The 24,695-nt window shown below is 68.6% G+C and carries 25 protein-coding genes; 17 read left to right on the plus strand and 8 right to left on the minus strand.

All coding sequences use genetic code 11. The features are described from left to right. Positions 1-31 precede the first annotated feature (31 nt). Positions 32-916, minus strand: a complete 885-nt coding sequence (locus tag ACTWJ5_RS18180) for a LysR substrate-binding domain-containing protein (protein WP_116423327.1) — start codon at positions 914-916, stop codon at positions 32-34. 270 nt (positions 917-1,186) lie between these two features. On the opposite strand from ACTWJ5_RS18180, the gene ACTWJ5_RS18185 reads away from it, so the two are divergent. The 4 genes from ACTWJ5_RS18185 (at position 1,187) to ACTWJ5_RS18200 (ending at position 5,691) form a co-directional block, all read left to right on the plus strand. Next, a complete protein-coding gene (locus ACTWJ5_RS18185; RefSeq protein WP_444436254.1) occupies positions 1,187-2,545 on the plus strand; it encodes an MFS transporter in 1,359 nt (452 codons plus the stop codon). Between the two features lie 87 nt (positions 2,546-2,632). Continuing rightward, a complete protein-coding gene (locus ACTWJ5_RS18190; RefSeq protein ID WP_444436255.1) occupies positions 2,633-4,021 on the plus strand; it encodes an FAD-dependent oxidoreductase in 1,389 nt (462 codons plus the stop codon). Between the two features lie 151 nt (positions 4,022-4,172). Continuing rightward, on the plus strand, positions 4,173-4,694 hold the full coding sequence (locus ACTWJ5_RS18195; protein ID WP_043271738.1) for an RNA polymerase sigma factor: 522 nt from the start codon (positions 4,173-4,175) through the stop codon (positions 4,692-4,694). Between the two features lie 61 nt (positions 4,695-4,755). Beyond that, positions 4,756-5,691, plus strand: coding sequence for a FecR family protein (locus tag ACTWJ5_RS18200; RefSeq protein WP_444436256.1), 936 nt, complete (start codon positions 4,756-4,758; stop codon positions 5,689-5,691). Here the strand turns inward: ACTWJ5_RS18200 and ACTWJ5_RS18205 are convergent. The 7 genes from ACTWJ5_RS18205 to paaY form a co-directional block, all read right to left on the minus strand. Next, on the minus strand, positions 5,688-6,065 hold the full coding sequence (locus ACTWJ5_RS18205; protein ID WP_009622446.1) for a cytochrome c3 family protein: 378 nt from the start codon (positions 6,063-6,065) through the stop codon (positions 5,688-5,690). The genes ACTWJ5_RS18200 and ACTWJ5_RS18205 overlap by 4 nt on opposite strands. Next, positions 6,062-6,775: a ferric reductase like transmembrane component gene (locus ACTWJ5_RS18210; RefSeq protein ID WP_253390388.1), complete on the minus strand. Its 714-nt coding sequence runs from the start codon at positions 6,773-6,775 to the stop codon at positions 6,062-6,064. Before ACTWJ5_RS18210 ends, ACTWJ5_RS18205 begins: the two co-directional genes overlap by 4 nt. 75 nt (positions 6,776-6,850) lie before the next feature. After that, positions 6,851-8,341, minus strand: coding sequence for an aldehyde dehydrogenase family protein (locus ACTWJ5_RS18215; RefSeq protein ID WP_301501650.1), 1,491 nt, complete (start codon positions 8,339-8,341; stop codon positions 6,851-6,853). A gap of 67 nt (positions 8,342-8,408) precedes the next feature. Beyond that, a complete protein-coding gene (locus ACTWJ5_RS18220) occupies positions 8,409-8,810 on the minus strand; it encodes a c-type cytochrome (protein ID WP_269963018.1) in 402 nt (133 codons plus the stop codon). 504 nt (positions 8,811-9,314) lie between these two features. After that, complete coding sequence (gene feaR / locus ACTWJ5_RS18225) at positions 9,315-10,232, minus strand: transcriptional regulator FeaR (RefSeq protein WP_116423321.1); 918 nt, start codon at positions 10,230-10,232, stop codon at positions 9,315-9,317. A gap of 138 nt (positions 10,233-10,370) precedes the next feature. Then, positions 10,371-11,294 carry a phenylacetic acid degradation operon negative regulatory protein PaaX gene (gene paaX / locus ACTWJ5_RS18230; protein WP_256511545.1) on the minus strand — a complete coding sequence of 308 codons (924 nt, stop codon included), beginning with the start codon at positions 11,292-11,294 and terminating at the stop codon, positions 10,371-10,373. A gap of 80 nt (positions 11,295-11,374) precedes the next feature. Next, on the minus strand, positions 11,375-11,971 hold the full coding sequence (gene paaY, locus ACTWJ5_RS18235) for a phenylacetic acid degradation protein PaaY (RefSeq protein WP_444436257.1): 597 nt from the start codon (positions 11,969-11,971) through the stop codon (positions 11,375-11,377). 515 nt (positions 11,972-12,486) lie between these two features. On the opposite strand from paaY, the gene paaF reads away from it, so the two are divergent. The 13 genes from paaF (at position 12,487) to paaD (ending at position 24,680) form a co-directional block, all read left to right on the plus strand. Continuing rightward, positions 12,487-13,260, plus strand: a complete 774-nt coding sequence (paaF, locus tag ACTWJ5_RS18240; RefSeq protein ID WP_043271744.1) for a 2,3-dehydroadipyl-CoA hydratase PaaF — start codon at positions 12,487-12,489, stop codon at positions 13,258-13,260. Positions 13,261-13,305: 45 nt separating this feature from the next. Then, complete coding sequence (paaG, locus tag ACTWJ5_RS18245; protein ID WP_043314348.1) at positions 13,306-14,097, plus strand: 2-(1,2-epoxy-1,2-dihydrophenyl)acetyl-CoA isomerase PaaG; 792 nt, start codon at positions 13,306-13,308, stop codon at positions 14,095-14,097. A gap of 1 nt (position 14,098) precedes the next feature. After that, positions 14,099-15,616, plus strand: coding sequence for a 3-hydroxyacyl-CoA dehydrogenase PaaH (gene paaH / locus ACTWJ5_RS18250; protein ID WP_444436258.1), 1,518 nt, complete (start codon positions 14,099-14,101; stop codon positions 15,614-15,616). Next, positions 15,609-16,055, plus strand: coding sequence for a hydroxyphenylacetyl-CoA thioesterase PaaI (gene paaI, locus ACTWJ5_RS18255; protein ID WP_009622469.1), 447 nt, complete (start codon positions 15,609-15,611; stop codon positions 16,053-16,055). Before paaH ends, paaI begins: the two co-directional genes overlap by 8 nt. After that, positions 16,052-17,278, plus strand: a complete 1,227-nt coding sequence (gene pcaF / locus ACTWJ5_RS18260) for a 3-oxoadipyl-CoA thiolase (RefSeq protein ID WP_444436259.1) — start codon at positions 16,052-16,054, stop codon at positions 17,276-17,278. Before paaI ends, pcaF begins: the two co-directional genes overlap by 4 nt. Before the next feature lie 128 nt (positions 17,279-17,406). Continuing rightward, positions 17,407-18,726: a phenylacetate--CoA ligase PaaK gene (gene paaK / locus ACTWJ5_RS18265; RefSeq protein ID WP_253390392.1), complete on the plus strand. Its 1,320-nt coding sequence runs from the start codon at positions 17,407-17,409 to the stop codon at positions 18,724-18,726. Between the two features lie 360 nt (positions 18,727-19,086). After that, positions 19,087-19,392 (plus strand): DUF485 domain-containing protein, encoded by a 306-nt coding sequence (locus tag ACTWJ5_RS18270; protein WP_043271749.1) that lies wholly within the window; start codon positions 19,087-19,089, stop codon positions 19,390-19,392. Beyond that, a complete protein-coding gene (locus ACTWJ5_RS18275) occupies positions 19,389-21,023 on the plus strand; it encodes a cation acetate symporter (RefSeq protein WP_253410571.1) in 1,635 nt (544 codons plus the stop codon). Before ACTWJ5_RS18270 ends, ACTWJ5_RS18275 begins: the two co-directional genes overlap by 4 nt. A 351-nt stretch (positions 21,024-21,374) precedes the next feature. Beyond that, complete coding sequence (locus ACTWJ5_RS18280) at positions 21,375-21,728, plus strand: DUF1428 domain-containing protein (protein WP_444436260.1); 354 nt, start codon at positions 21,375-21,377, stop codon at positions 21,726-21,728. 362 nt (positions 21,729-22,090) lie between these two features. Beyond that, the gene (paaA, locus tag ACTWJ5_RS18285) at positions 22,091-23,086 is read left to right on the plus strand and encodes a 1,2-phenylacetyl-CoA epoxidase subunit PaaA (RefSeq protein WP_444436261.1); all 996 of its coding nucleotides are present in this window, start codon (positions 22,091-22,093) and stop codon (positions 23,084-23,086) included. 20 nt (positions 23,087-23,106) lie between these two features. Next, positions 23,107-23,388 (plus strand): 1,2-phenylacetyl-CoA epoxidase subunit PaaB, encoded by a 282-nt coding sequence (paaB, locus tag ACTWJ5_RS18290; RefSeq protein ID WP_009622486.1) that lies wholly within the window; start codon positions 23,107-23,109, stop codon positions 23,386-23,388. A gap of 10 nt (positions 23,389-23,398) precedes the next feature. Beyond that, positions 23,399-24,160, plus strand: a complete 762-nt coding sequence (paaC, locus tag ACTWJ5_RS18295) for a 1,2-phenylacetyl-CoA epoxidase subunit PaaC (RefSeq protein WP_253410575.1) — start codon at positions 23,399-23,401, stop codon at positions 24,158-24,160. Further along, complete coding sequence (paaD, locus tag ACTWJ5_RS18300; protein WP_116423314.1) at positions 24,147-24,680, plus strand: 1,2-phenylacetyl-CoA epoxidase subunit PaaD; 534 nt, start codon at positions 24,147-24,149, stop codon at positions 24,678-24,680. The genes paaC and paaD overlap by 14 nt, the downstream gene beginning before the upstream one ends. Positions 24,681-24,695 lie beyond the last annotated feature (15 nt).

Raw genomic sequence — 24,695 nt, forward strand, 5'->3', positions numbered from 1 at the left:
CCGTCCGCGATTGCCCCCAGGCGACGCCGGACTAGCCAGCCCCCTCCCCCAAATCCTCGCGCACCACATCGAGAAAGGTCGACACTATCCGCCGCGAACTCTGCTCGCGCAGGCACACCAACGTCTCGCTCATCCGCCTTTCACAATCGACTATCGGCAAAGCATGCACCCGGCTGTCGGCGCCGAACTCGGCAGCCGACACCACGCCCAGGCCGATGCCCGCCACCACCGCCTCGCGCGCGGCCTCGCGGCCTTCCACCTCGATGGCCGGGCGGATGCGCAGGCCGGCGCGGTGCATTTCCTCTTCCAGCGTCTGGCGCGTCACCGAGCCCTGCTCGCGCAACACCAGCGGCGCGTCGTCCAGGTCCGCCAGGCGGATCGATTCGCGCCCGGCCCAGGGGTGGCCGCTGGCGACGAAGGCGACTATGGGGTCGCTGCGCAGGGTCACCGACAGCAACCGCTCGTCCTCCACCGTGCGGCCCAGCAGCGCCAGGTCGGCCCGGTAGTTGAACAGCGACTGCAGCGATTCGTCGGTGTTGCCGCTCTCGATGCGCACGTGGATGCCCGGGTAGCGCTGGCAGAAGCGCGCCACCTGCGGCAGCAGGTGCACCGCGGCGTCCACCGCCAGGGTCAGGTTGCCGGTCTGCAGCGCGCTGGAGGCCGCCAGCAGCTCGTGGGCCTCGGCCTCGATGACGAACAGCCGCTGGGTCACCGCCAGCAGGCGCTCGCCCAGGTCGGTCAGGCGCACCGAGCGCTTGTTACGGTGGAACAGCAGCACGCCGTAGCGCTCCTCCAGCTTGCGCACTTGGTCGGAAACCGCCGGCTGGGTGAGGAACAGGCGCTCGGCGGCGCGGGTGAAGCTGCCGGTCAGCGCCACGGCGTGGAAGGCCTTCAGTTGCGCGTGGGAAACCTGCATGGGCCTGGCTCCGTAGGGATCGGGAAGGTCGCCACTGTAGTCACCCGGCGCCGTGACTTACAAGTCAGACTTATTTTTAAAATTTGATAAATCGATTTTATTTATTTATCCGAACTTGTTTCCATGCGTTTCACCAAGGGCCCCGGCCCACGGCAACCTCACCCGCATCCGCCCTGACCCGTCACCTCCGGAAAGGTACGGCCCGCTCATATAACAACAACAAGTTTTTCCCTGACTGCCGGCACTCCAACAACAACGAGGTCAGATCAGATGAGCAACCCCACCGGCACCGCAGCCCACGCGGGCAAAGGTTCCATGCAGCGCTGGCGCGTGCAGATCTTCGCGATCACCTGGCTCGCGTACGCCGCCTTCTACTTCACCCGCAAGGCCTTCTCCGTGGCCAAGCTCGGCATCGCCGAGGACACGAGTTTCGAACTGGACAAGGCCATGATGGCCGACATGGACGCCATCTACCTGGCCGCCTACGCCGTGGGCCAGTTCACCTGGGGTGTCTTCGCCGACCGCTTCGGCCCGCGCATCGTGGTGTTCGGCGGCCTGCTGATCTCCACCCTCGCCGCCCTGGTCATGGGTACCTTCGCCACCGTGCCGATCTTCGCCAGTTGCATGGTCATCCAGGGCCTGGCGCAGTCCACCGGCTGGTCCGGGCTGTGCAAGAACATGGGCAGCTTCTTCGCCGCCCACGAGCGCGGCCGCATCCTCGGCCTGTGGAGCACCTGCTACGCCTTCGGCGGCCTGGTCGCCTCGCCCTTCGCCGGCTGGTGGGCCTACAGCGTGTTCGGCACCTGGCACGCGGCCTTCTATTCCTGCGCCGCGGTGGTCGGCGGCGTCGCCCTGCTGTTCCTGCTGCTGCAGCGCAACCGCCCGCAGGACGTCGGCCTGCCGCCGATCGAGGCGGACGAGCCGCAGGCCGTGCACTACGCCGGCTTCCATGAGCGGGGCAAGAACCCCGGCTTCTGGGAAACCCTCGGCGCCGTGCTGCGCAACCGCACCGTGATGACCCTCGGCCTGGCCTACTTCCTGCTCAAGCCGGCGCGCTACGCCATCCTGCTGTGGGGCCCGGTGATCGTCTACGAACGCATGCCGGCCCTGGGCAAGGTGGGCGCCGCGGTGCTGCCGACCTCCTTCGAGATCGCCGGGCTGCTCGGCCCCATCCTCATCGGCCTGGCCTCGGACAAGCTGTTCGGCGCCCGGCGCATGCCCGCCTGCGTCATCAGCCTGATCGGCCTGACCGCGTGCCTGGCGCTGTTCGTCCCGGCCATGCAGACCGGCAGCGCGATGCTGGTGTTCGCCCTGCTGTTCATGATGGGCCTGACCCTCTACGGCCCGGACTCGATGATCAGTGGCGCCGCCGCCATCGACTTCGGCACCGGCAAGGCCGCGGGCACCGCCGCCGGCTTCGTCAACGGCTGCGGCTCGGTGGGCGCCATCCTTGGCGGCCTGCTGCCCGGCTACTTCGACACCTACAGCGTGTTCATCGGCTTCACCGTCACCGCGTTGATCGCCGCCGCCATCCTGGTGCCGCACTGGAACAGCCTGCCCGAAGGCGCGCGCAAGCGCGCACCGGCCACGCCGAACCGCCCCCTGAAGGTGCGCCCGGCGCGCTCCTGATTCCCGGGGCACAGGGACGTGCCCATCCCGCCCGATAAACCGCATACCGAACGCCCCTACCCCGCGCCCCGATCACGGAGAACCCCCATGCGCCCCTTCTGGCTCGCCCAGGCCCTGCAGCACGACAGCGACAGGGCCGCCCCGCTGCAACAGGACACCCGCGCCGACGTGTGCATCGTCGGCGGCGGCTACACCGGCCTGTGGACCGCCATCCAGCTCAAGGAACAGAAGCCCGGGCTGGACGTGGTGATAGTCGAAGCCGACATCTGCGGCGCCGGCGCCAGCGGGCGCAACGGCGGCTGCGCGCTGTCCTGGTCGGCGAAGTTCTTCACCCTGGAGCGGCTGTTCGGCCTGGCCGAGGCGATCCGCCTGGTGAAGGCCTCCGAGCGCAGCATCCACGCCATCGGCGAGTTCTGCGAGAAGTACGGGATGGATGCCGACTACCGCCTGGACGGCACCCTGTACACCGCGACCAATGCCGCCCAGGTCGGCGCCACCGACGGGGTGATCGCCGCACTGGAGAAGCACGGCATCAACTCCTTCGCCAAGCGCCCGCTGGAGGACGTGCGGCGCATGGCCGGCTCGGACAAGCACCTGGAAGGCTGGTTCTCCCCCGCCGCCGCCAGCGTGCAGCCGGGCAAGCTGGTGCGCGGCCTGCGCCGGGTGGCGCTGCAGCTGGGCGTGCGGCTGTACGAGGGCACGCCGATGACCGGCCTGGAGAAAGGCCACCCGGCCCGCGTGCACACGCCCAATGGCCAGGTGGCGGCGGACCGCGTGGTGCTGGCGATCAACGCCTGGATGGCGCGGGCCTTCCCGCAGTTCGAGCGCACGGTGGCGATCGTCTCTAGCGACATGATCATCACCGAGCCGCGCCCGGACCTGCTGCGGCAGATCGGCCTGACCTCGGGGGTGACCGTGCTCGACTCGCGCATCTTCGTGCACTACTACCACAACACCCCGGACGGCCGGCTCATGCTCGGCAAGGGCGGCAACACCTTCGCCTACGGCGGGCGCATGCTGCCGGTGTTCGACCAGCCCTCGCCCTACCTCGACCTGCTGCGGCGCAGCCTCGGCGAGTTCTTCCCGACCTTCGCCGAGGTGCCCATCGCCGCGAGCTGGAACGGCCCCTCCGACCGCTCGGTGACCGGCCTGCCGTTCTTCGGCCGGCTCGGCGCCGGCGGCAACATCTTCTACGGCTTCGGCTACTCCGGCAGCGGCGTCGGCCCCTGCCACATGGGCGGGCAGCTCCTCGCCTCGCTGGTGCAGGGCCTGGACGACGAGTGGACGCGCTCGCCGCTGGCCCAGGGGCCGCTCGGCCACTTCCCGCCGGAGCCGGTGCGCTACCTGGGCTCGCTGATGGTGCGCAACGCCATCCGCCGCAAGGAGCAGGCCGAGGACCACGGCCGCCGCCCGCGGCGCCTGGACGTGCGCCTGGCGAAGTTCGCCGCGGCCGCCGGCAAGGCCGACAAGGCCTGAGCCCCTCCCCCTTTTCCCTCACAAGCCGGCTGAGGGACGAGCGAGGCGCGCTTGCGGGCCTCGCTTTTTTTTCTCGGCGCCCCGGCTTGTGCCGACCACGCCCGACGAACGATAATGATTCTCATCAGAAAATGACTTGCATGGACGTCGCGTGAGCCTTTCCCACCTCGACACCGTGTTCCTCGCCCAACGCACCCCGCTGCTGCGCACCCTGGCGAGAATGGTGAAGAACCCCAGCATCGCCGAAGAACTGGTCCAGGAAACCTACCTGCGCGTGGCCCGCACCCTGCGCGAGCGCCCGGTGGAGCACCTGGAGCCGTTCCTCTTCCAGACCGGCCGCAACCTCGCCCTGGACCACCTGCGCCACCTGCGCATGCAATCGCGCACCCTGCTCGACGACGTGCCCCAGGAGGTGCTCCAGGCGGTGCCCTCCAGCCAGAGCTCGGCCGAGGACGGCCTGCACGCCGAGCAGTTGCTGGAGCGCCTGGGCTCGGCCCTGGAACGCCTCACCCCGCGCCAGCAGCGCATCTTCATCCTCAGCCGGCTGCACGGCTGCGGCTACGCGGAAATCGCCGAGCAGCTGGGGGTATCGCCCAGCACGGTGCAGAAGGAGCTGAAGCTCATCATGGCCATCTGCATCGGCGTGCTCGGGCGCCTGGAACCGCCGGCATGACGGGCTACCCATCGGCCCGCGGCTGGCCCACAATGTGCGCCCCCGATTCGAGGAACGCCGCGTGACCGCCCCGGACCCGCACCTGGCCCAAGCGCTGGACTGGCTGATCCAGCTGGAAGACGCCGACGCCGCCACCCGCGCGCGCTTCGACGCCTGGCTGGCCGCGCACCCGGCCAACGCCAGCGCCTTCCGGCACGCCAGCAGCCTGTGGGACTCGCCGCTGCTCGGCCTGGCCGCCACCGGCCTGGAGGCCCAGGCGCAGCACCGCGCCAGCCAGGGCAAGCGCCGGCGCTGGCGTTCCTTCGCCGCCGCCGCGGGGCTGCTGCTGGCCCTCGGCGTGGCGCTGCAGGGCGACCTGCTGACGCACATCCGCGCCGACCACTACACCGCCGTGGGTCAGCGCCAGAGCCTGCAGCTGGCCGACGGCTCGCGCATCCTGCTGAACACCGACACCGCCCTGTCCAGCCACCTCGACGAGCAGCGCCGCAGCGCCCGGCTGTTCCGCGGCGAAGCCTACTTCGACGTGGCCCACGACCGCAGCCGCCCCTTCGAGGTGGAGGCCGGCCCGGTGCAGGTGAGCGTGCGCGGCACCGCCTTCGCCGTGCGCTACCTGGGCAACGAGGCGGAAGTCAGCGTGCAGCACGGCGAGGTGGACCTGCGCAGCGCCGGCGACGACACCCGCGTCAGCCTCGGCGCCGGCGACAGCATCCGCGTCGGCCCCGGCGGCTTCGGCGAGCGCCGCCACAACGGCGAGAGCCAGCGCCTGCTGGCCTGGGTGCAAGGCCGCCTGGTGTTCGAGAACTGCCCGCTGAGCCAGGTGCTGGCCGAACTGCGGCGCTACTACCCGGGCTGGATCGTCAACGCCGACGAGCGCCTGGAAGACGTCAGCATCACCGCCAACTACCGCCTGGACGACCCGCTGGGCGCCATGCGCTCCCTCGCCCAGATCACCTCCTCGCACCTGCGCGAATACCCGCGCCTGCTGATCCTCAACTAAGGCGCGCCCGCCATCGCGGGCGGCGTGTGGCAGCCCTTGCAGGAACGCACCGGGCCGGCCTGCTGGAAGGATTGCAGGCGCTTGAGGTGGCAGCTTTCGCAGAACTGGTGGAAGTCGTGCTCGATGGTCACCGCCAGCTGCGGCGACTCCTTGTGGCAGAGCACGCAGGTGCGGCTGCCGCTGGGCGAGGCCGAGGTGGAGCGGTCGACGAAGTCGTGGTGGCAGGTGACACAGTTGATGCTGCCGTGGTTGGTGTGGTCGAAGTTCATCGGCAGCAGCGGGTGCTGGCGCACCAGCTGGTCGTGGCCGTGCCGCGCGCCGAGGACGAAGGCCGCCAGCAGCGGGATGGCCAACAGCAGGTACCAGCGCTTCATAGCAGCGGCAGGTCGACGCTGCCGAGCAGCGCATAGAGCCCGGCCAGGGCCAGGCCGGCGCAGAGCACGCCCAGGCTCAGGCGGCTGGCCAGGTAGGCGCTATGCCGCCGGCGCCCGCCCTCGGCATAGTGCGGCGTGGGCCGCGGCAGCCGCGGCCAGGCCAGCGCGGCGACGCTGAGCGCGCCCCAGAGCACGGCCTTCCAGGTGGCGCCGCTGTAGTAGCCGGCGCCGATCATGTGTACGGCGGCCAGGGCGACGATGGCGGCGCTCCAGCCATAATGCCAGCGGCGGAAGTCTGCATGTCTGGGCCAGATGCGCCGGCGCACGGCGGTCAGGCTCAGCGGCAGGATCAGCAGCAGGAGCAGCGTCGCGCCATCGGCGGCGAGCATGTGCCAGGGCGCGCCGGGCAGCAGTTCGTCGAGCACCAGCGGCTCATCCACCAGCAGCACCGCCACGTGGACGACCAGCAGCACGGCGGCGACGAACGACAGGTCGCGGTGCAGCACCATGAAGAACTTGCCGTCGTGCCGCGGCCGGGCCATGGGCTTGCCGGTGTAGGCGAACAGCAGCAGGAACAGCGCCCCGGCGACGAAGCCGGCGACGTTGGCGAAGTCCCAGGCCGGGTGCACGCCGGGCATGGCGTCGAGCAGGAAGATGGCGGCGAACGGCAGCAGGCAGGCCAGCGCCACGCGCAGGGTCAGGGCGAACATGCGATCAGCCTCCTCTGCCGCCATCCGGGAAAGCGGCGTAGCGTGCCGCCGCGCGGCACGCTACGCAAGGCGCCCTCAGTGGGCGATGCACACCGACTTGATCTCGGTGTAGGCCTCGACCACCGCGCGGCCGAACTCGCGGCCCATGCCGGACTGCTTGACGCCGCCGAAGGGCATGCTCGGGTCCAGCAGCACGTGGGCGTTGACCCATACGGTGCCGGATTCGATGCGCGGCACCAGGTTCATGGCGCGGGTCAGGTCGTTGGTCCACAGGCTGGCGCCCAGGCCGTACTCGCTGTCGTTGGCCATCTCGATGGCCTGGTCCTCTTCCTTGAAGGAAAGCACCGCCAGCACCGGGCCGAAGACTTCATTGTGGGCCACGGCCATGTCCTGGGTGACGTCGGCCAGCACGGTCGGGCGCACGAAGAAGCCGTCGCAGTCCATCGGCTCACCGCCGCAGACCACCCGGGCGCCTTCGCGGCGGGCGGTCTCGATGTGCTTGAGCACCGAGGCCTGCTGCTTGCGCGACACCAGCGGGGTGATCTGCGCAGTATCGTCCATGCCCTGGCCGATGCTCATGCCGGCGACCACCGCGCCGAGCTTGTCGACGAACTCAGCATAGCGCGACTCGTGCACGTAGAAGCGCGAGGCCGCGGCGCAGACCTGGCCGCTGTTGAGCAGGCCACCCAGCAGCGCGCCCTGCACGGCCTTGTCGATATCGGCGTCGGCCAGGATGATCATCGGGTTCTTGCCGCCCAGTTCCAGGGCGAAGCGCGTCATGTTCTGCATGGCGGCGATGCCGACGCTGCGGCCCACCGCGGTGGAGCCAGTGAAGGAGACCTTGCTGATCAGCTTGTGCGAAGCCAGGCCGCCGCCGATGCGCGCGCCGTCGCCGGTAACCAGGTTGAACACCCCGGCCGGCACGCCCGCCTCGAAGGCCAGCTCGGCCAGGCGCAGGGCGGTCAGCGGGGTTTCCGAGGCGGGCTTGATGACCACGGTGTTGCCGGTGGCCAGGGCCGGCATCAGCTTCCACACGGCGATCATCAGCGGGAAGTTCCAGGGCACGATGCCGGCGACCACGCCCACCGGCTCGCGGCGAGTGAAGGCGGTGAACTTGGTGCCCGGCGGCAGCGGGATGGACACGTCCAGGGACTGGCCCTCGATCTTGGTCGCCCAGCCGGCCATGTAGCGCATGAACTCGACGGTGGCGCCGACGTCGAGCATGCGCGTCAGGTTGATCGACTTGCCCTGGCTGAGGGTTTCCAACTGGGCCAGTTCCTCGGCGTGCTGCTCCACCAGGTCGGCGAAGCGCAGCAGGATGCGCTCGCGGTCGGCCGGGCGCAGGTCGGACCAGACGCGCGACTTGAAGGCGGCGTGGGCGGATTTCACGGCGCGGTCGAGCATCTCGGTATCGATGTCGGCGATCTGCGCGATGGTTTCTCCGCTGGCCGGGTTGAGCACGTCGCTGGTGGGGCCGTCGTAGGCCACCCAGGCGCCGTCGATGAAGCAGCCGTGGCGGCGCTGGAGGAACTCGGCGACCTGCGGCAGGGTTGCGGTGATGCTCATGGTGACTCCTGTTCTTGCGGCCCGCGGGCCAGGCAGGGAACCGCTCGCCGGGAGCGGCCGGGAAAGGTCAGTGCTGCTGGCTGAGCCACAGGCTCAGGGCCTTGCGCTCGTCGGCGTCGGCCAGGCCCTGGTAGGGCATGTAGGTGCCCGGCACGGCGGCCTGGGGCTGGGTAACGAAGGCTTCGAGGCTCTCGCGGCTCCAGGCCGCGCCCTTGTCCTTCATCGCCTGGGAATAGCTGAAACCGGCCAGGGAGCCGGCGTTGCGGCCGATCACCCCATGCAGGTTCGGCCCCATGATGTTGGCGCCGCCGGCATTGGCGGTGTGGCAAACGGAGCAGTCGCGCTCGAAAACGGCCTGGCCCTTGGCGGCCAGGTCATCGGCCAGGGCCAGCCCGGACTGGACAGCGGCCACGGCCAGCAGCAGGCCGCAGAGGCCGGTCTTGATTCGGGATTTCACGGTGAAAAGCATGCAGGGGGCACTCTCGATCGATTCTTGTCGGCCGGGCACAAGGCAGGTGCCGGTCGAGGACGATTGTCGCCAGGGACGCGAGGGTGGGTGTTTTTCTGTGTGCCAGTCGTGTTGGTGGGGGTGCCAGAAGAGCCGCTGGAGGCTGGAAGCTGGAAGCTGCAAGCAAGAGCGGTGGGGTCAACCCTCTCGCCGGCTGCGCCGAGGGGCTTTCGTGGCTTTTCGTTTGCGAAACCCATGCGGTGGGGGCGATGGGTATCGCTTCGCTCAACCCATCCTACGGGGCTGGGAGGCTATGGTGCCGGCCCCAAGAGCACCCTCTCCCTGAAGGGAGAGGGGACCGTTGGGCAGGGTTGGATGTTCTGGAGTTAGCCGGTTAGCACAGGGATTGCCGTCTGGAACCAGGCCCCCTCTCGGCACGAACAGCCCCCTCTCCCGCTTGCGGGAGAGGGCTGGGGAGAGGGGCTCTTCACGCTCTTACCTGCAGCCTACAGCCTGCAGCCGCTCTCAATGCACATACCGCTTCCGATACTCCCCCGGCGAAACCCCGAAGCGCGACTTGAACGCCGTGGAGAAGTAGCTGGAATCCGAGAACCCCCAGGCATACCCCAGCGCCGACAGTTTCTGCTCGCCCGCCGCGTTGCGCAGGGATTCGGCGCAGAAGTCCAGGCGGCGGTTCTTGATGTACTGCGCCACCACCAGGCCCTTCTTGGCGAACATGCGGTACAGGCCGCGCACCGATACCCCCACTTCGCGGGCGATCAGTTCCGGGCAGAGTTCCTCCGCGCCGATGTGCTCGTCGATGAAGGCCACCGCCTTGCGGAACAGCCTTTCATGGCTGTCGCCCTCGGCTTCCGCGCCGGCCAGCGCCGGGCGCAGCAGGCTGACCAGGGCGTCGAGGGTGGCCTCGCTTTCCTGCATGCCCAGGCCGTTCTGGCGGGTGGTTTCGAGGATCAGGGTGTTGGCCAGCACCGCCACCGGCGAGCTGGCCGGGATGCGCCGCGCGCAGTCGATGCCGGAAAAGCGCAGGCCGCGCTCCAGCACCTGGCGCGGGAGGATCAGCGACAGCTGCCGCGAGTCTTCCTCATAGGTCATGTCGCAGGGGCGGTTGGCGTCCACCAGGGTGATGTCGCCGCGCGCCAGTTGCACGCGGCTGCCGTCCTGCTCCAGGCGCGAGCGCCCGTCGAGCTGGAACACCGCGTAGAAGTGGCCGTTGCCGCTGGCGCTGACCTCCTTGCTGGTGCGGTACAGGTGCACCTGGGACATGTCGACCACGCTGAGCTTGATGGCACCGCCCTGGTACTCCCGCAGCTTCCCGTGGAAGGACGGCCCCAGGGTGCGCGCGTCGAAACGCCCGCACGCCTGGTTGACCTGGCCCAACCACGCTTCGAAAGCCTCATCCCTGGAAATCGATGAAGGGTTCATGACCTAAAGCCTCATGCACGCATTGTTTTTATCAGCGGACGCTCAGGCAGGCGCCCGTCATGGTCCGGCCGTCCGGCCGGTGGTCCCGCAGCGCCGCCTCGGTCCGGCGCTTGTGAAGCATGTTTCGAGCCAACCGGCTCAGTTCAGCCCCCCGAACCGCCGGAAGAAGCTCTCGCCGGCATCCGGCAAGGGGCCGTCGGCGGTCTCCAGGGCGCTGTTCAGCCACACCTCGGCCCTGGCGTACACCAGGCGGTAGAGGTTGCGGCACAGCTGCCGCGCCGCGCGCCCTTCCCAGTCGCCGGGGAGCAGTTCGTCCGGCAGTTGCGGGTCGCGCAGTAGCAATTTGCGATATTCGTGGATCAACAGGGTGCGCGCCAGGAAACAGTCCTGGGCATCCGGCTCGCCCTGCTCGCGCAGCGCCTGCCACAACGGGCGGAACAGGCGGATGAACTCGCTGTAGTGCTGGCCCAGTTCGTCGATCTTCCAGCTCTCGCGCACCTGCAGGCGCATGGCCTTGGAGGCGAGCACCTCCTGGGCGTGGGTCTCGAAGACGATGCTGTCGTCCAGCGCGTCCAGGTCCAGCAGGGTCGCGGTGAGGTCGGCGCGGTCGCAGCGCGGGCAGGCCAGCACGCTCGGGGCGATGGCGCCGAAGCCCTGCCACTCCAACTCCTCGCGCACCTGCTTGCGCTTGTCCGCCGCCAGTTGCGACAGCAGCACCAGCGTCCAGGCGCCGTCCCAGGCCGGCAGGCCGGGGCTGTACACGCGCTTGAAGGCCTTCTCGAAACGCCGCCGGCCGGTGCCGGTGAGGCTGTAGTAGCTGCGCCGGCCGACCTTCTCGGCGGTCAGCCAGCCTTCCTTGGTCAGACGGAAGATCGAAGTGCGGATCAGCCGCTCGTTGATCCCCATGGGCTCCAGCAGGCCGATCAGGCTGCCCAGCCAGACGGTGCCGCCATGGGGTTCGATGGCGTCGCCATAGAGGGTGATGATCAGCGAACTGGCGCGGATCGGCGTCTGTTCCTGGAAGCGGGCGATCAGTTGGTTCAGCGGGGCGAGACTGCTCATGGCTCGGTCGGGCGCGGATAAAGCGCCGACTATACCTGCCCGCCGGGCCGCCTGGCCATTGGAGCGAACCCCAATGAGGCTCATGCGCCCTGCCCCTTCGGGCGGAACCCGGAATCGCCCAGGCGCGGGCGGTCGGCCTCCACCGCGGCCAGCGGCCGGCATTCCACCAGGCTGGCCAGGCAACGCTTGCTCAATTGCTGGTATTCGGCGGTGCCGCGCTGCTTCCAGGCGATTTCCTGCTCGCTCAGCTCGCGCTTGACCGTGGCCGGCGAGCCCATTACCAGGCTCTGCGGCGGGCATTCGAAGCCGGCCTTGACGAAGGCGGTGGCGGCGACGATGCAGCGCTCGCCGATGTGCGCCTTGTCCATCACCACCGCGTTCATCCCCACCAGGGCGTCGGCGCCGATGCGGCAGCCGTGCAGCACCGCGCCATGGCCAATGTGGCCGTTGCGCTCGACCACCGTGTCGCTGTCCGGGAAGCCGTGCATGACGCAGGTGTCCTGCAGGTTGGCGCCCTCCTCCAGGATGATCCGCCCGAAGTCGCCGCGCAGCGCCGCCAGCGGCCCCACGTAGCAACCGGGGCCGACGATGACGTCGCCGATCAGCACCGCCGTGGGGTGCACGTAGGCGGTCGAATCGACCACCGGGGTCAGACCTTCGAGGCTGTAGCAGGGCATCTCAGGCCTCCTCTTCGGGCAGATCGAGGTGGCGCTGCACCCTGAACGGGCATCCAGCTTCGGCGAAGGGTTCCAGCGCGCAGGCGACGGACGGCATCAGGGTGGCTCCTTGTGCACGGCGGCGCCAGGGGCGCCGGCAAGGCGGGACGGGACGGGAAAGCGACCCGTCGCGATTCGTTGTTTGGAAAATCTTGTATCACAACAAATCCGATCGTCAATGCACCCGATGCTGTATCGCTTTCCCGAGCGACCACCGGCACGTCTGCCAAGCCGCAAGTCCCATAGCTATCAGCCCTTGTCCAACGGGCTTCGCAGCCCCTTGCGGAAGCCCGAACCTGGCAATCCTCTCGACATACGAGACACATAAATCAATTTTGTTATTGTTGTTTTGTATCACTTAAGGCATATACTGGATGCCAGCCAGGGACCGTCCGCACCCACAGAGGCGCGACGGGCCCGCATAACAATTCCAATGAGCCGGCCTCAAGCCGTGCGTGCAGCCTGAGGAGCTTTACATGCCTCGTACCCTCGCCGTGCAGGCGCCCGAGGACGGCGTCCGCCTGATCACCCTGCAGCGCCCCGAGGCGCTCAACGCCCTGAACACCGAACTGCTGGGCGAACTGGCCGCGGAACTGGACGCCGCCGAGCGCGACGCCGAGACCCGCGTGGTGGTCATCACCGGCAGCCGCAAGGCCTTCGCCGCCGGCGCCGACATCAAGGAGATGGCCGAGCGCGACCTGGTCGGCATCCTCAACGACCCGCGCGTGGCCCACTGGCAGCGCATCACCGCCTTCGCCAAGCCGCTGATCGCCGCGGTCAACGGCTTCGCCCTGGGCGGCGGCTGCGAACTGGCGATGCACGCCGACATCCTCATCGCCGGCGAGGACGCCCGCTTCGGCCAGCCGGAAATCAACCTCGGCATCATCCCCGGCGCCGGCGGCACCCAGCGCCTGCTGCGCGCGGTGGGCAAGTCCCTGGCCATGCAGATGGTCCTCACCGGCGAAGCCATAGACGCCCGCCACGCCCTGCGCGCCGGCCTGGTCAGCGAAGTCACCCAACCCGAGTTCACCGTCGAGCGCGCCCTGCAGGTCGCCCGCGTCATCGCGCGCAAGGCGCCGCTGGCCGTGCGCATGGCCAAGGAAGCGCTGCTCAAGGCCCAGGACACCGACCTGGCCAGTGGCCTGCGCTTCGAGCGCCACGCCTTCACCCTGCTGGCCGGCACCGCCGACCGCGAGGAAGGCATCCGCGCCTTCCAGGAAAAGCGCCCGGCGCGCTTCCTCGGCCGCTGAAGCCCCTTTCTTCCTTCTATACCGATTGATGGAGCGAGCCCGCCCATGACCTTCGAGCACATCCTGTTTTCCATCGAGGACGGCGTCGCCCTCCTCAGCCTGAACCGCCCGGAGCAGCTGAACAGCTTCAACGCCAGGATGCACGGCGAGGTGCGCGAAGCGCTCAAGCAGGTGCGCCAGAGCGAAGAGGCCCGCGTGCTGCTGCTGACCGGCGAAGGCCGCGGCTTCTGCGCAGGCCAGGACCTGTCCGACCGCAACGTCGCCCCGGGCGCCGAGATGCCCGATCTGGGCGAGTCCATCGAGAAGTTCTACAACCCGCTGATCCGCGCCCTGCGCGACCTGCCGCTGCCGGTCATCTGCGCGGTCAACGGCGTGGCCGCCGGCGCCGGGGCGAACATCCCGCTGGCCTGCGACCTGGTCCTGGCAGCGCGCTCGGCCAGCTTCATCCAGGCCTTCTGCAAGATCGGCCTGATCCCCGATTCCGGCGGCACCTGGACGCTGCCGCGGCTGGTCGGCCTGGCCCGCGCCAAGGCCCTGGCCCTGCTGGGCAACCGCCTGTCCGCCGAACAGGCCGAGCAATGGGGCCTGATCTACCAGGTGGTGGACGACGCCAACCTGCGCGAGGAAGCCCTGAAACTGGCCCGCCACCTGGCCACCCAGCCGACCTACGGCCTGGCGCTGATCAAGCGCAGCCTCAACGCCAGCCTGAACAACAGTTTCGACGAGCAGCTGGAGCTGGAGCGCGACCTGCAGCGCCTGGCCGGGCGCAGCGAGGACTACCGCGAAGGCGTCGGCGCCTTCATGGAAAAACGCACCCCCAGCTTCAAGGGCCGCTGACATGCACGCACTGGATATCAATGCCCAGGTCGCGGTGATCGGCGCCGGCGCCATGGGCGCCGGCATCGCCCAGGTGGCGGCCCAGGCCGGCCACCCGGTGAAGCTCTACGACAACCACCCCGGCGCCGCCGCCCAGGCCATCGACGGCATCGACCGCCAGCTCGGCCGCCTGGTCGAGAAAGGCAAGCTCGACGCCGAGCAGCGCAGCGCCATAGTCGCGCGCCTGCAACCGGTGGAAGCCATCGAGGCCCTGGCCGATGCGCGCCTGGTGATCGAGGCCATCGTCGAGAACCTGGAGGTCAAGCGTGGCCTGCTGAACCAGCTGGAAGCGCTGTGCGCGGCCGACTGCATCCTCGCCAGCAACACCTCCTCGCTGTCCATCACCAGCCTCGCCGCCGGCCTGCAGCACCCCGAGCGGGTGATCGGCATGCACTTCTTCAACCCGGCGCCGCTGATGGCCCTGGTGGAGATCGTCTCGGGCCTTGCGACCTGCCCGGAACTGGCCAAGGCCCTGCACGCCACCGCGAAGAACTGGGGCAAGCAGCCGGTGTACACCCGCTCTACCCCCGGCTTCATCGTCAACCGCGTGGCCCGCCCGTTCTACGCCGAAAGCCTGCGCCTGCTGCAGGAAGGCGCCGCCGACTGCGCCAGCCTCGACGCCCTGCTGCGCGACGCCGGCGGCTTCCGCATGGGCGCCTTCGAGCTGACCGACCTGATCGGCCACGACGTCAACTACGCGGTGACCTGCTCGGTGTTCGACGCCAACTACGGCGACTTCCGCTTCCAGCCCTCGCTGATCCAGAAGGAGCTGGTGGACGCCGGCCGCCTGGGCCGCAAGAGCGGCCGCGGCTTCTATGACTACGCCGAAGGCGCCGAGCGCCCGCAGGCCGCCGAGCTGAGCAGCGCCGCCGAAGTCGACACCTGCGTGGTCGAAGGCGACCTGGGCGTCGCCCAGCCGCTGGTGCAACGCCTGAAGGACGCCGGCGTGCAGGTGGTCGAACGCGCCGGCGGCGGCCTGCTGCGCGTCGGCGACGCGGTGCTGGCGCTGTCCGACGGCCGCCTGGCCAGCCAGCGCGGCAAGGACGACGGCCTGCGCAACCTGGTGCTGTTCGACCTGGCGCTGGACTACGCCAAGGCCTCGCGCATCGCCATCAGCTGGTCCGCCGACACCAGCGCCGAAGCCCGCGACCAGGCCGTGGCCCTGCTGCGCCGCGCCGGCCTGAAGGTCACCGCCCTGGCCGACCTGCCCGGCCTGGCCGTGCTGCGCACCGTGGCGATGCTCGCCAACGAAGCGGCAGACGCCGTGCTGCAAGGCGTAGGCTCGGCCGCCGACATCGACCTGGCCATGCGCGCCGGGGTGAACTACCCGCGCGGCCCGCTGGCCTGGGCCGAGGCCATCGGCGTCGGCTACGTGCTGAACACCCTAGACAACCTGCAACGCAGCTACGGCGAGGAGCGCTACCGCCCGTCCCTGCTGCTGCGCCGCAAGCACGCCGAAGGGAGCCGCCTGCATGACTGAGCGCACCCCCGAACAACTGGCCCGCGCCTGCGCCGACGCCATGTTCAGCCGCGACCTGGCCACCCAGCGCCTGGGCATCGCCCTGCTCGACGCCGGCCCCGGCAGCGCGCAGGTGAGCATGCCGGTGCGCGAGGACATGATCCAGGGCCACGGCACCTGCCACGGCGGCTTCCTCTTCGCCCTGGCCGACTCGGCCTTCGCCTTCGCCTGCAACAGCTATGACGAGGCCACCGTGGCCATCGGCTGCAGCATCGACTACGTGGCCCCGGCGCGTCTGGGCGACGAACTGACCGCCACGGCCAGCGAGCAGAGCCGCAGCGGCCGCACCGGCAACTACGACGTACGCATCGAAAACCAGCACGGACAGCTGATCGCCCTGTTCCACGGCAAATCCTACAAAGTGCGCGGCACCGTGCTGACGCAGGAGACCCCCGAATGACCAACGCCACCCTCAGCGACGCCCTGATCATCGACGCCGTGCGCACGCCGATCGGCCGCTACGCCGGCGCCCTCAGCGGCGTGCGCGCCGACGACCTCGCCGCCATCCCGCTCAAGGCCCTGGTGCAGCGCCACCCGCAGCTGGACTGGAACGCCATCGACGACGTCATCCTCGGCTGCGCCAACCAGGCCGGCGAGGACAACCGCAACGTCGCGCACATGGCCTCGCTGCTGGCCGGCCTGCCCCAGGAAGTGCCGGGCACCACCATCAACCGCCTGTGCGGCTCGGGCCTGGACGCCATCGGCAACGCCGCCCGCGCCCTGCGCTGCGGCGAGGCCGGGCTGATGCTCGCCGGCGGCGTCGAATCCATGTCCCGCGCGCCCTTCGTGATGGGCAAGTCCGAGCAGGCCTTCGGCCGCAGCGCGGAAATCTTCGACACCACCATCGGCTGGCGCTTCGTGAACAAGCTGATGAAGGCGCAGTTCGGCATCGACTCCATGCCGGAAACCGCGGAGAACGTCGCCGAACAGTTCGACATCTCCCGGGCCGACCAGGACGCCTTCGCCCTGCGCAGCCAGCACAAGGCCGCCGCCGCCCAGGCCCGCGGCCGTCTGGCGAAGGAAATCGTCCCGGTGGAAATTCCCCAGCGCAAAGGCCCGGCCAAGGTCGTCGAGCATGACGAGCACCCGCGCGGCGACACCACCCTGGAACAGCTGGCCAGGCTCGGCACGCCGTTCCGCGAGGGCGGCAGCGTCACCGCCGGCAACGCCTCGGGGGTCAACGACGGCGCCTGCGCGCTGCTGCTGGCCAGCCCGCAAGCGGCCCAGCGCCACGGCCTGAAGGCCCGCGGCCGGGTGGTCGGCATGGCGGTGGCCGGCGTCGAGCCGCGGATCATGGGCATCGGCCCGGTGCCGGCGACGCGCAAGGTGCTGGAGCTGACCGGCCTGAGCCTCAACGACATGGACGTGATCGAACTCAACGAAGCCTTCGCCGCCCAGGGCCTGGCCGTGCTGCGCGAGCTGGGCCTGGCCGACGACGACGAACGGGTCAACCCCAACGGCGGCGCCATCGCCCTGGGCCATCCGCTGGGCATGAGCGGCGCGCGCCTGGTCACCACCGCGCTGCACGAGCTGGAAGAGCGCGGCGGCCGCTACGCCCTGTGCACCATGTGCATCGGCGTCGGCCAGGGCATCGCCATGGTCATCGAGCGCCTGCCGCAGTAACTCTGGCAGGGACGCCAAAGACCCTGGCCAGAAGCGCAAAGACCGGATTCCGCGGAGGGCGTATCCTCCCCCCATGACACTCGCAGCCCGCACGCGGGCTGGCGTACAAGAACAAATCGAGTGAACCCATGAATATGTACCATGATGCCGAACGTGCCCTGCTCGACCCGCTGGAGACCGCCAGCCTCGATGAACTGCGCCAGCACCAGCTGGACCGTCTGCGCTGGAGCCTCAAGCACGCCTACGACAACGTCCCGCTGTACCGCCAGCGCTTCGCCGAAGCCGGCGTGCACCCGGACGACCTGAAATCCCTCGACGACCTGGCGAAGTTCCCCTTCACCGGCAAGAACGACCTGCGCGACAACTACCCCTACGGCATGTTCGCCGTGCCGCAGAGCGAGATCGTGCGCCTGCACGCCTCCAGCGGCACCACCGGCAAGCCCACGGTGGTCGGCTACACGCAGAACGACATCGACACCTGGGCCAACGTGGTGGCGCGCTCGATCCGCGCCGCCGGCGGGCGCAAGGGCGACAAGGTCCACGTGTCCTACGGCTACGGCCTGTTCACCGGCGGCCTGGGCGCCCACTACGGCGCCGAGCGCCTGGGCTGCACGGTGATCCCGATGTCCGGCGGCCAGACCGAGAAGCAGGTCCAGCTGATTCGCGACTTCCAGCCGGACATCATCATGGTCACCCCGTCCTACATGCTCAACCTGGCCGACGAGATCGAGCGCCAGGGCATCGACCCGCACAGCCTCAAGCTGCGCCTGGGCATCTTCGGCGCCGAGCCGTGGACCGCCGAACTGCGCCGCGCCGTGGAAGAGCGCCTGGGCATCACCGCCCTGGACATCTACGGGCTGTCCGAGATCATGGGCCCGGGCGTGGCCATGGAGTGCGCCGAGACCAAGGACGGCCCGACCGTCTGGGAAGACCACTTCTACCCGGAGATCATCGACCCGGCCACCGGCGCGGTGCTGCCCGACGGCGAATACGGCGAGCTGGTGTTCACCTCGCTGTCCAAGGAAGCGCTGCCGATGATCCGCTACCGCACCCGTGACCTGACCCGCCTGCTGCCGGGCACCGCGCGGCCGATGCGGCGCATCGACAAGATCACCGGGCGCAGCGACGACATGCTGATCATCCGCGGGGTGAACGTGTTCCCCACGCAGATCGAGGAGCAGGTGCTGAAAGTGAAACAGCTGGCCGAAGTCTACGAAATCCACCTGTATCGCAACGGCAACATGGACAGCATGGACGTGCACGTCGAACTCAAGCACGAACTGCAGCACCTGGATGCCGAGCAGCAGAAGCAGGTGGCCAACGAGCTGAGCAAGCAGGTCAAGACGCACATCGGCATCAGCGCGCGCATCCTGATCCAGCCGTTCCACAGCCTCAAGCGCTCCGAAGGCAAGGCCTGCCACGTGTTCGACAAGCGCAACCAGGGCTGATCGCCCCGCGCCACGAAAACCCCGCCAAAGCGGGGTTTTTCATTTCCCCCGCAGGCGATTGCGCCGAGTTGCTTTTCGTAGGATGGGTTGCGACGGGGAGTTTCTCGTTGGCACGCGACCCCACACCCTGTAGGAGCGAGCTTGCTCGCGAACGCTCTTGCGCTGGGCGGTTCGCGAGCAAGCTCGCTCCTACGAAAAGCCCTCTCCCGGCAACATCCCGACACGACTTTCGCCTGCATCCCCCTCCCCGGCCTGTGCCTCCTGGGTGACAATCAATTCCGATACTCAATTACAAACTAAAAATACATTTACGTATCAAACAAACCGCCTCGACAACCTCACAACAACAGAGAGCGCGCCATGACCCTGCCCCTGGAACGCCTCCGGGAACACCCGGACTTCCTCCTTCTCGTCCGCCGCAAGCAACGCCTCACCTGGTCCCTCACCGCCACCCTGCTGCTGGCCTACTACGGCTTCGTGCTGCTGGTGGCCTTCGCCCCCGGCCTGCTGGGCCGCCCGCTCGCCGGCGGGGTGACCAGCGTCGGCATGCTCGCCGGCGTCGGCCTGATCCTGCTCTCGGTGCTGCTCACCGGCCTCTACGTGCACCAGACCAACAAGGTGCTGGACCCGCTGAACGACCGGCTCAAGCAGGAGGCCCAGGCATGAAGGCCCTGTTCCTGCTCGCCGGCCTGGCGCTGTCCGAGCCGGCCCTGGCCGCCGGCGCCGAACGCCCGCTGAACTGGCACGCCATCGGCCTGTTCCTGGCCTTCGTCCTCTCCACCCTGGCCATCACCCGCTGGGCCGCGCTGCGCACCCGCTCGGCGGCGGACTTCTACACCGCCGGCGGCGGCCTCACCGGCATGCAGAACGGCCTGGCGATCGCCGGCGACATGATCTCCGCGGCGTCCTTCCTGGGCATCTCGGCGATGATGTTCGCCAGCGGCTACGACGGCCTGCTCTACGCCCTGGGCGTGCTCGCCGGCTGGCCGATCATCCTGTTCCTGATCGCCGAGCGTCTGCGCAACCTGGGCAAGTACACCTTCGCCGACGTGGTCTCCTACCGCCTGGAGCAGGCGCCGATCCGCATCACCGCGGCCCTCGGCACGCTGATCGTGGCGCTGCTGTACCTGGTGGCGCAGATGGTCGGCGCCGGCAAGCTGATCGAACTGCTGTTCGGCCTGAGCTACCTGCAGGCGGTGCTGGTGGTGGGCGCGCTGATGGTCTGCTACGTGACCTTCGGCGGCATGCTGGCCACCACCTGGGTGCAGATCATCAAGGCCGTGCTGCTGCTCTCGGGCACCAGCTTCATGGCCTTCATGGTGCTGCGCCACTTCGGCTTCAGCAGCGAGGCGATGTTCGCCGCGGCCACCAAAGTACACGCCAAGGGCGTGGCGATCATGGCGCCGGGCGGCCTGCTGGCGAACCCGGTGGACGCCATCTCCCTGGCCCTGGGCATGATGTTCGGCACCGCCGGCCTGCCGCACATCCTGATGCGCTTCTTCACCGTCAGCGACGCCCGCGAGGCGCGCAAGAGCGTGTTCTACGCCACCGGCTTCATCGGCTACTTCTACCTGCTGCTGATCGCCGTGGGCTTCGGCGCCATCGTCATGGTCGGCAACGACCCGGCCTTCCGCACCGCCGAAGGCGCGCTGATTGGCGGCGGCAACATGGTCGCCGTGCACCTGGCCCAGGCGGTGGGCGGCAACCTGTTCCTCGGCTTCATCTGCGCGGTGACCTTCGCCACCATCCTCGCGGTGGTGGCGGGCCTGGCGCTGTCGGCGGCCTCGGCGGTATCCCACGACCTCTACGCCTGCGTGCTGCGCAAGGGCCAGGCCAGCGAGGCCGAGGAAATGCGCGTGTCGCGCCTGGCCACCCTGGGCATCGGCGTACTGGCGGTGATCCTCGGCGTGCTCTTCGAGTCGCAGAACATCGCCTTCCTCTCCGGCCTGGTGCTGGCCATCGCCGCCTCGGTGAACTTCCCGGTGCTGTTCCTCTCGATGTTCTGGCGCGGCCTGACCACCCGCGGCGCGGTGGCCGGCAGCCTGGCCGGGCTGCTCACGGCCATCGCCCTGCTGGTGCTCGGCCCGCCGGTGTGGGTGGCGGTGCTGGGCAACGCCGAAGCGGTGTTCCCCTACAGCAACCCGGCGCTGTTCTCCATGAGCGCGGCCTTCCTGGCGGCCTGGGGGTTCTCGGTGAGCGACCGCTCGGCGCGGGCGGAGGCGGAGCGTGGGCGGTACCTGGGGCAGTTCATCCGGTCGATGACGGGGATTGGGGCGGCTGTGGCTAGTCGGCATTGAAAGGTAAGGCTTGGCTTCATCGTCAAGCGGACCTCCGCTCCCTCTCCCTAACCCTCTCCCTGAAGGGAGAGGGGACCGTTGGGCAGGGTTTGGTGTTATGGCGTTAGCCGGCTAGCGCAGTGGCTGCCGGCGGAAACCATCACCTTTCTCGGCACGGACAAGCCCCCTCTCCCTTCAGGGAGAGGGCTGGGGGAACCCAACTCACCCCCACACCAAAAACATCCAGCCCATTCCCCGACCGCCCATCACCTTCCGCCTCACCCCTGTCGATCCTCCCCCACCCTGAACGACTAGCAATCGACCCCACGGGAGACCCACTCCCCCCCCCAAAACAGCAAAGGGAGCCCCACCATGAACTACATCGACGGCTTCATCGTCCCCGTCCCCACCGCCAACCGCGAGGCCTACACCGAGCTGGCCCGCAAGGCGGCGGTAGTCTTCAAGGAGTACGGCGCGCTCAGCGTGGTCGAGTGCTGGGGCGACGACGTCCCCGAAGGCAAGGTGACCTCCTTCCCCATGGCCGTGAAACGCAAGGAGGACGAGACCGTGGTGTTCTCCTGGATCACCTGGCCGTCCCGCGAGGTACGCGACGCCGGGATGAAAAAGGTCATGGAGGACCCACGCCTGAAGGACAACTTCCAGTCCATGCCCTTCGACGGCCAGCGCATGATCTTCGGCGGCTTCCAGGTGATCGTCGACGCCTGAACCGATACCGGCGCCCGCCCCGGCGGGCGCCATCGGAGACACACCTTCCAACCTGAATTGAATTTTACGTATCGCTTTAACCCCTCCATTCGTCACTCCGGTATCGCGCCGGAGCCGCGATCATCCGCCCTGGTCCACACCCTCCTTTACATCACGTTCACCGCCAGATAGCCGCAAACTCCCGCAACCAGACGCCACAAGCCTTCCACTGGCGCCCAACGCCCCACCCGCGCCTACCCCCAAAGCGATACAAAAAATATATACGACACACTATTTAGTGTTAGACATTGCTTTCTGTATCATTTAAAAATAGCGCCATGGCCAAGGCCTCCCCACAACAGAACAAAGGCTGGAGACACAGCATGTATGCACAACTGGTCGAGACTGGCGTCAAGCGCGTCAAGTCGCTCGAGGACATGTCCCCCGAGGAGCGTGCCTTCCAGGAGAAGATCGACGCCGAGATCAAGATCGAGGCGAAGAACTGGATGCCCGACGCCTACCGCCAGACCCTGATCCGGCAGATTTCCCAGCATGCCCACTCGGAAATCGTCGGCATGCTGCCGGAGGGCAACTGGGTGACCCGCGCGCCGACGCTCAAGCGCAAGCTGCAGCTGATGGCGAAGATCCAGGACGAAGCCGGCCACGGCCTGTACCTGTACAGCGCCATGGAAACCCTCGGCGCCGACCGCGACGAGGAAGTCGCCAAGCTGCATTCCGGCCGCGCCAAGTACTCCAGCATCTTCAACTACCCGACGCTGAACTGGGCCGACATGGGCGCGGTGGGCTGGCTGGTGGACGGCGCCGCCATCGTCAACCAGGTGGTGCTGCAGCGCACCTCCTACGGCCCCTATTCGCGCGCGATGATCCGCATCTGCAAGGAAGAGAGCTTCCACCAGCGCCAGGGCTACGAAATCCTCCTGACCATGATGCGCCACGGCACCCAGGCGCAGAAGGACATGGTCCAGGACGCCATCAACCGCCTCTGGTGGCCGGCGCTGATGATGTTCGGCCCCAGCGACGAGCACTCGCCCAACAGCGCCCAGTCCATGGCCTGGAAGATCAAGCGGCAGAGCAACGACGAGCTGCGCCAGCGCTTCGTCGACCAGACCGTGCCGCAACTGGAACTGCTCGGCTGCACCGCCCCCGACCCGCACCTGAAGTGGAACGAGGAACGCGGCCACTACGACTTCGGCGACATCCAGTGGGAAGAATTCTACGAAGTGCTCAAGGGCAACGGCCCGTGCAACGCCGAGCGCGTCGCCACCCGCCGCAACGCCATCGAGAGCGGCGCCTGGGTCCGCGAAGCCGCGGTCGCCCATGCCCGTAAAAAACAACAACGCAAACGCGACGCCGCCTGAGCCGCGAGGAGATAACCGCCATGGCTGAATGGACCCTTTTCGAAGTCTTCGTGCGCAGCAAGCACGGCCTGAACCACAAGCATGTCGGCAGCGTGCATGCCGCCGATGCCGCGATGGCCATCGAGAACGCCCGCGAGCTCTACACCCGCCGCAACGAAGGAGTGAGCCTGTGGGTGGTGCCCTCGGCGCTGATCACCGCCTCCTCGCCCGACGAGAAGGACCCGCTGTTCGACCCGGCGCAGGACAAGGTCTACCGCCACGCCAGCTTCTACGAGCTGCCGCCCGAAGTCGGCCACATGTGAGATCGCGTGCATGAACCCGCATAACGACAAGATCGAATACCTGCTGCGCCTCGCCGACAGCGCCCTGATCCAGGGCCAGCGCCTGTGCGAATGGTGCGGCCGCGCCCCGGCCCTGGAAGAAGAGCTGGCGCTGATGAACGTCGGCCTCGACCTGGTCGGCCAGGCGCGCAACTGGTACGAGTACGCAGCGGAGCTGCTGGACGACGGCCGCGACGCCGACCACCTGGCGTTCCGCCGCGACGAGCGCGCCTTCCGCAACCTGCTGCTGGTCGAGCAGCCCAACGGCGACTTCGCCGTGACCATGGCCAAGCAGTTCCTCTACGACGCCTGGCACTTCCACGTGCTGCGCGCCCTCAGCGATTCCAGCGACGCGCGCATCGCCGCCATCGCCGCCAAGGGCCTGAAGGAAGTCACCTACCATCTGCGCCGCTCCGGCGAGTGGATCGAGCGCCTGGGCGACGGCACCGAGGAAAGCCACGCGCGCATGATGGCGGCCATCCCGCAGGTGTGGCGCTTCACCGTCGAACTGTGCAACGCCGATGACATCGAGCAGCGTCTGTTCGCCGAAGGCGTGGCGCCCAACCCGGAAGAGCTGGCCGCCGCCTGGCGCGCCAAGGTCGCCGACATCTTCGCCAGCGCCACCCTGCCGCTGCCCGAGCCCGCGGTGAACTTCTACCTCAGCGGCCGCCGCGGCCTGCACACCGAACACCTGGGCATCCTCCTGGCCGAGATGCAGTTCCTCCAGCGGGCCTACCCCGATGCGACCTGGTGAACTGATCGCCAGCGACCGCGGCGCGCGCGCAGGCTCCGCCGACGATCTCAGCCGCGCCTGGAACGTGCTGGGCCAGGTGATGGACCCGGAGGTGCCGGTGGTCAGCGTGGTCGACCTGGGCATCGTCCGCGGCCTGGACTGGCACGGCGGGCACCTGCATGTGGTGGTCACCCCCACCTACTCCGGCTGCCCGGCCACCGAGGTCATCGAGCAGGACATCCAGCACGCCCTGGAACACGCCGGCTTCGCCGCGCCGCAACTGGAACGCCGCCTAGACCCGGCCTGGACCACCGACTGGATCAGCGACGCCGGCCGCCAGGCGCTGCGCGAATACGGCATCGCCCCGCCGGCCGGCAGCACCAGCAAGCGCAGCCTGCTCGGCGAGACGCCGGAAGTGCGCTGCCCGCAGTGCGGCAGCCTGCACACCGAGCAGCTCAGCCAGTTCGGCTCCACGGCCTGCAAGGCGCTGTACCGCTGCGTCGATTGCCGCGAACCCTTCGACTATTTCAAGTGCATCTGAGCGGCGCCGCCGCCG

Origin of the sequence: Pseudomonas sp. A6 (genome assembly GCF_052367875.1) — a bacterium.
Lineage (GTDB): Bacteria > Pseudomonadota > Gammaproteobacteria > Pseudomonadales > Pseudomonadaceae > Pseudomonas > Pseudomonas citronellolis.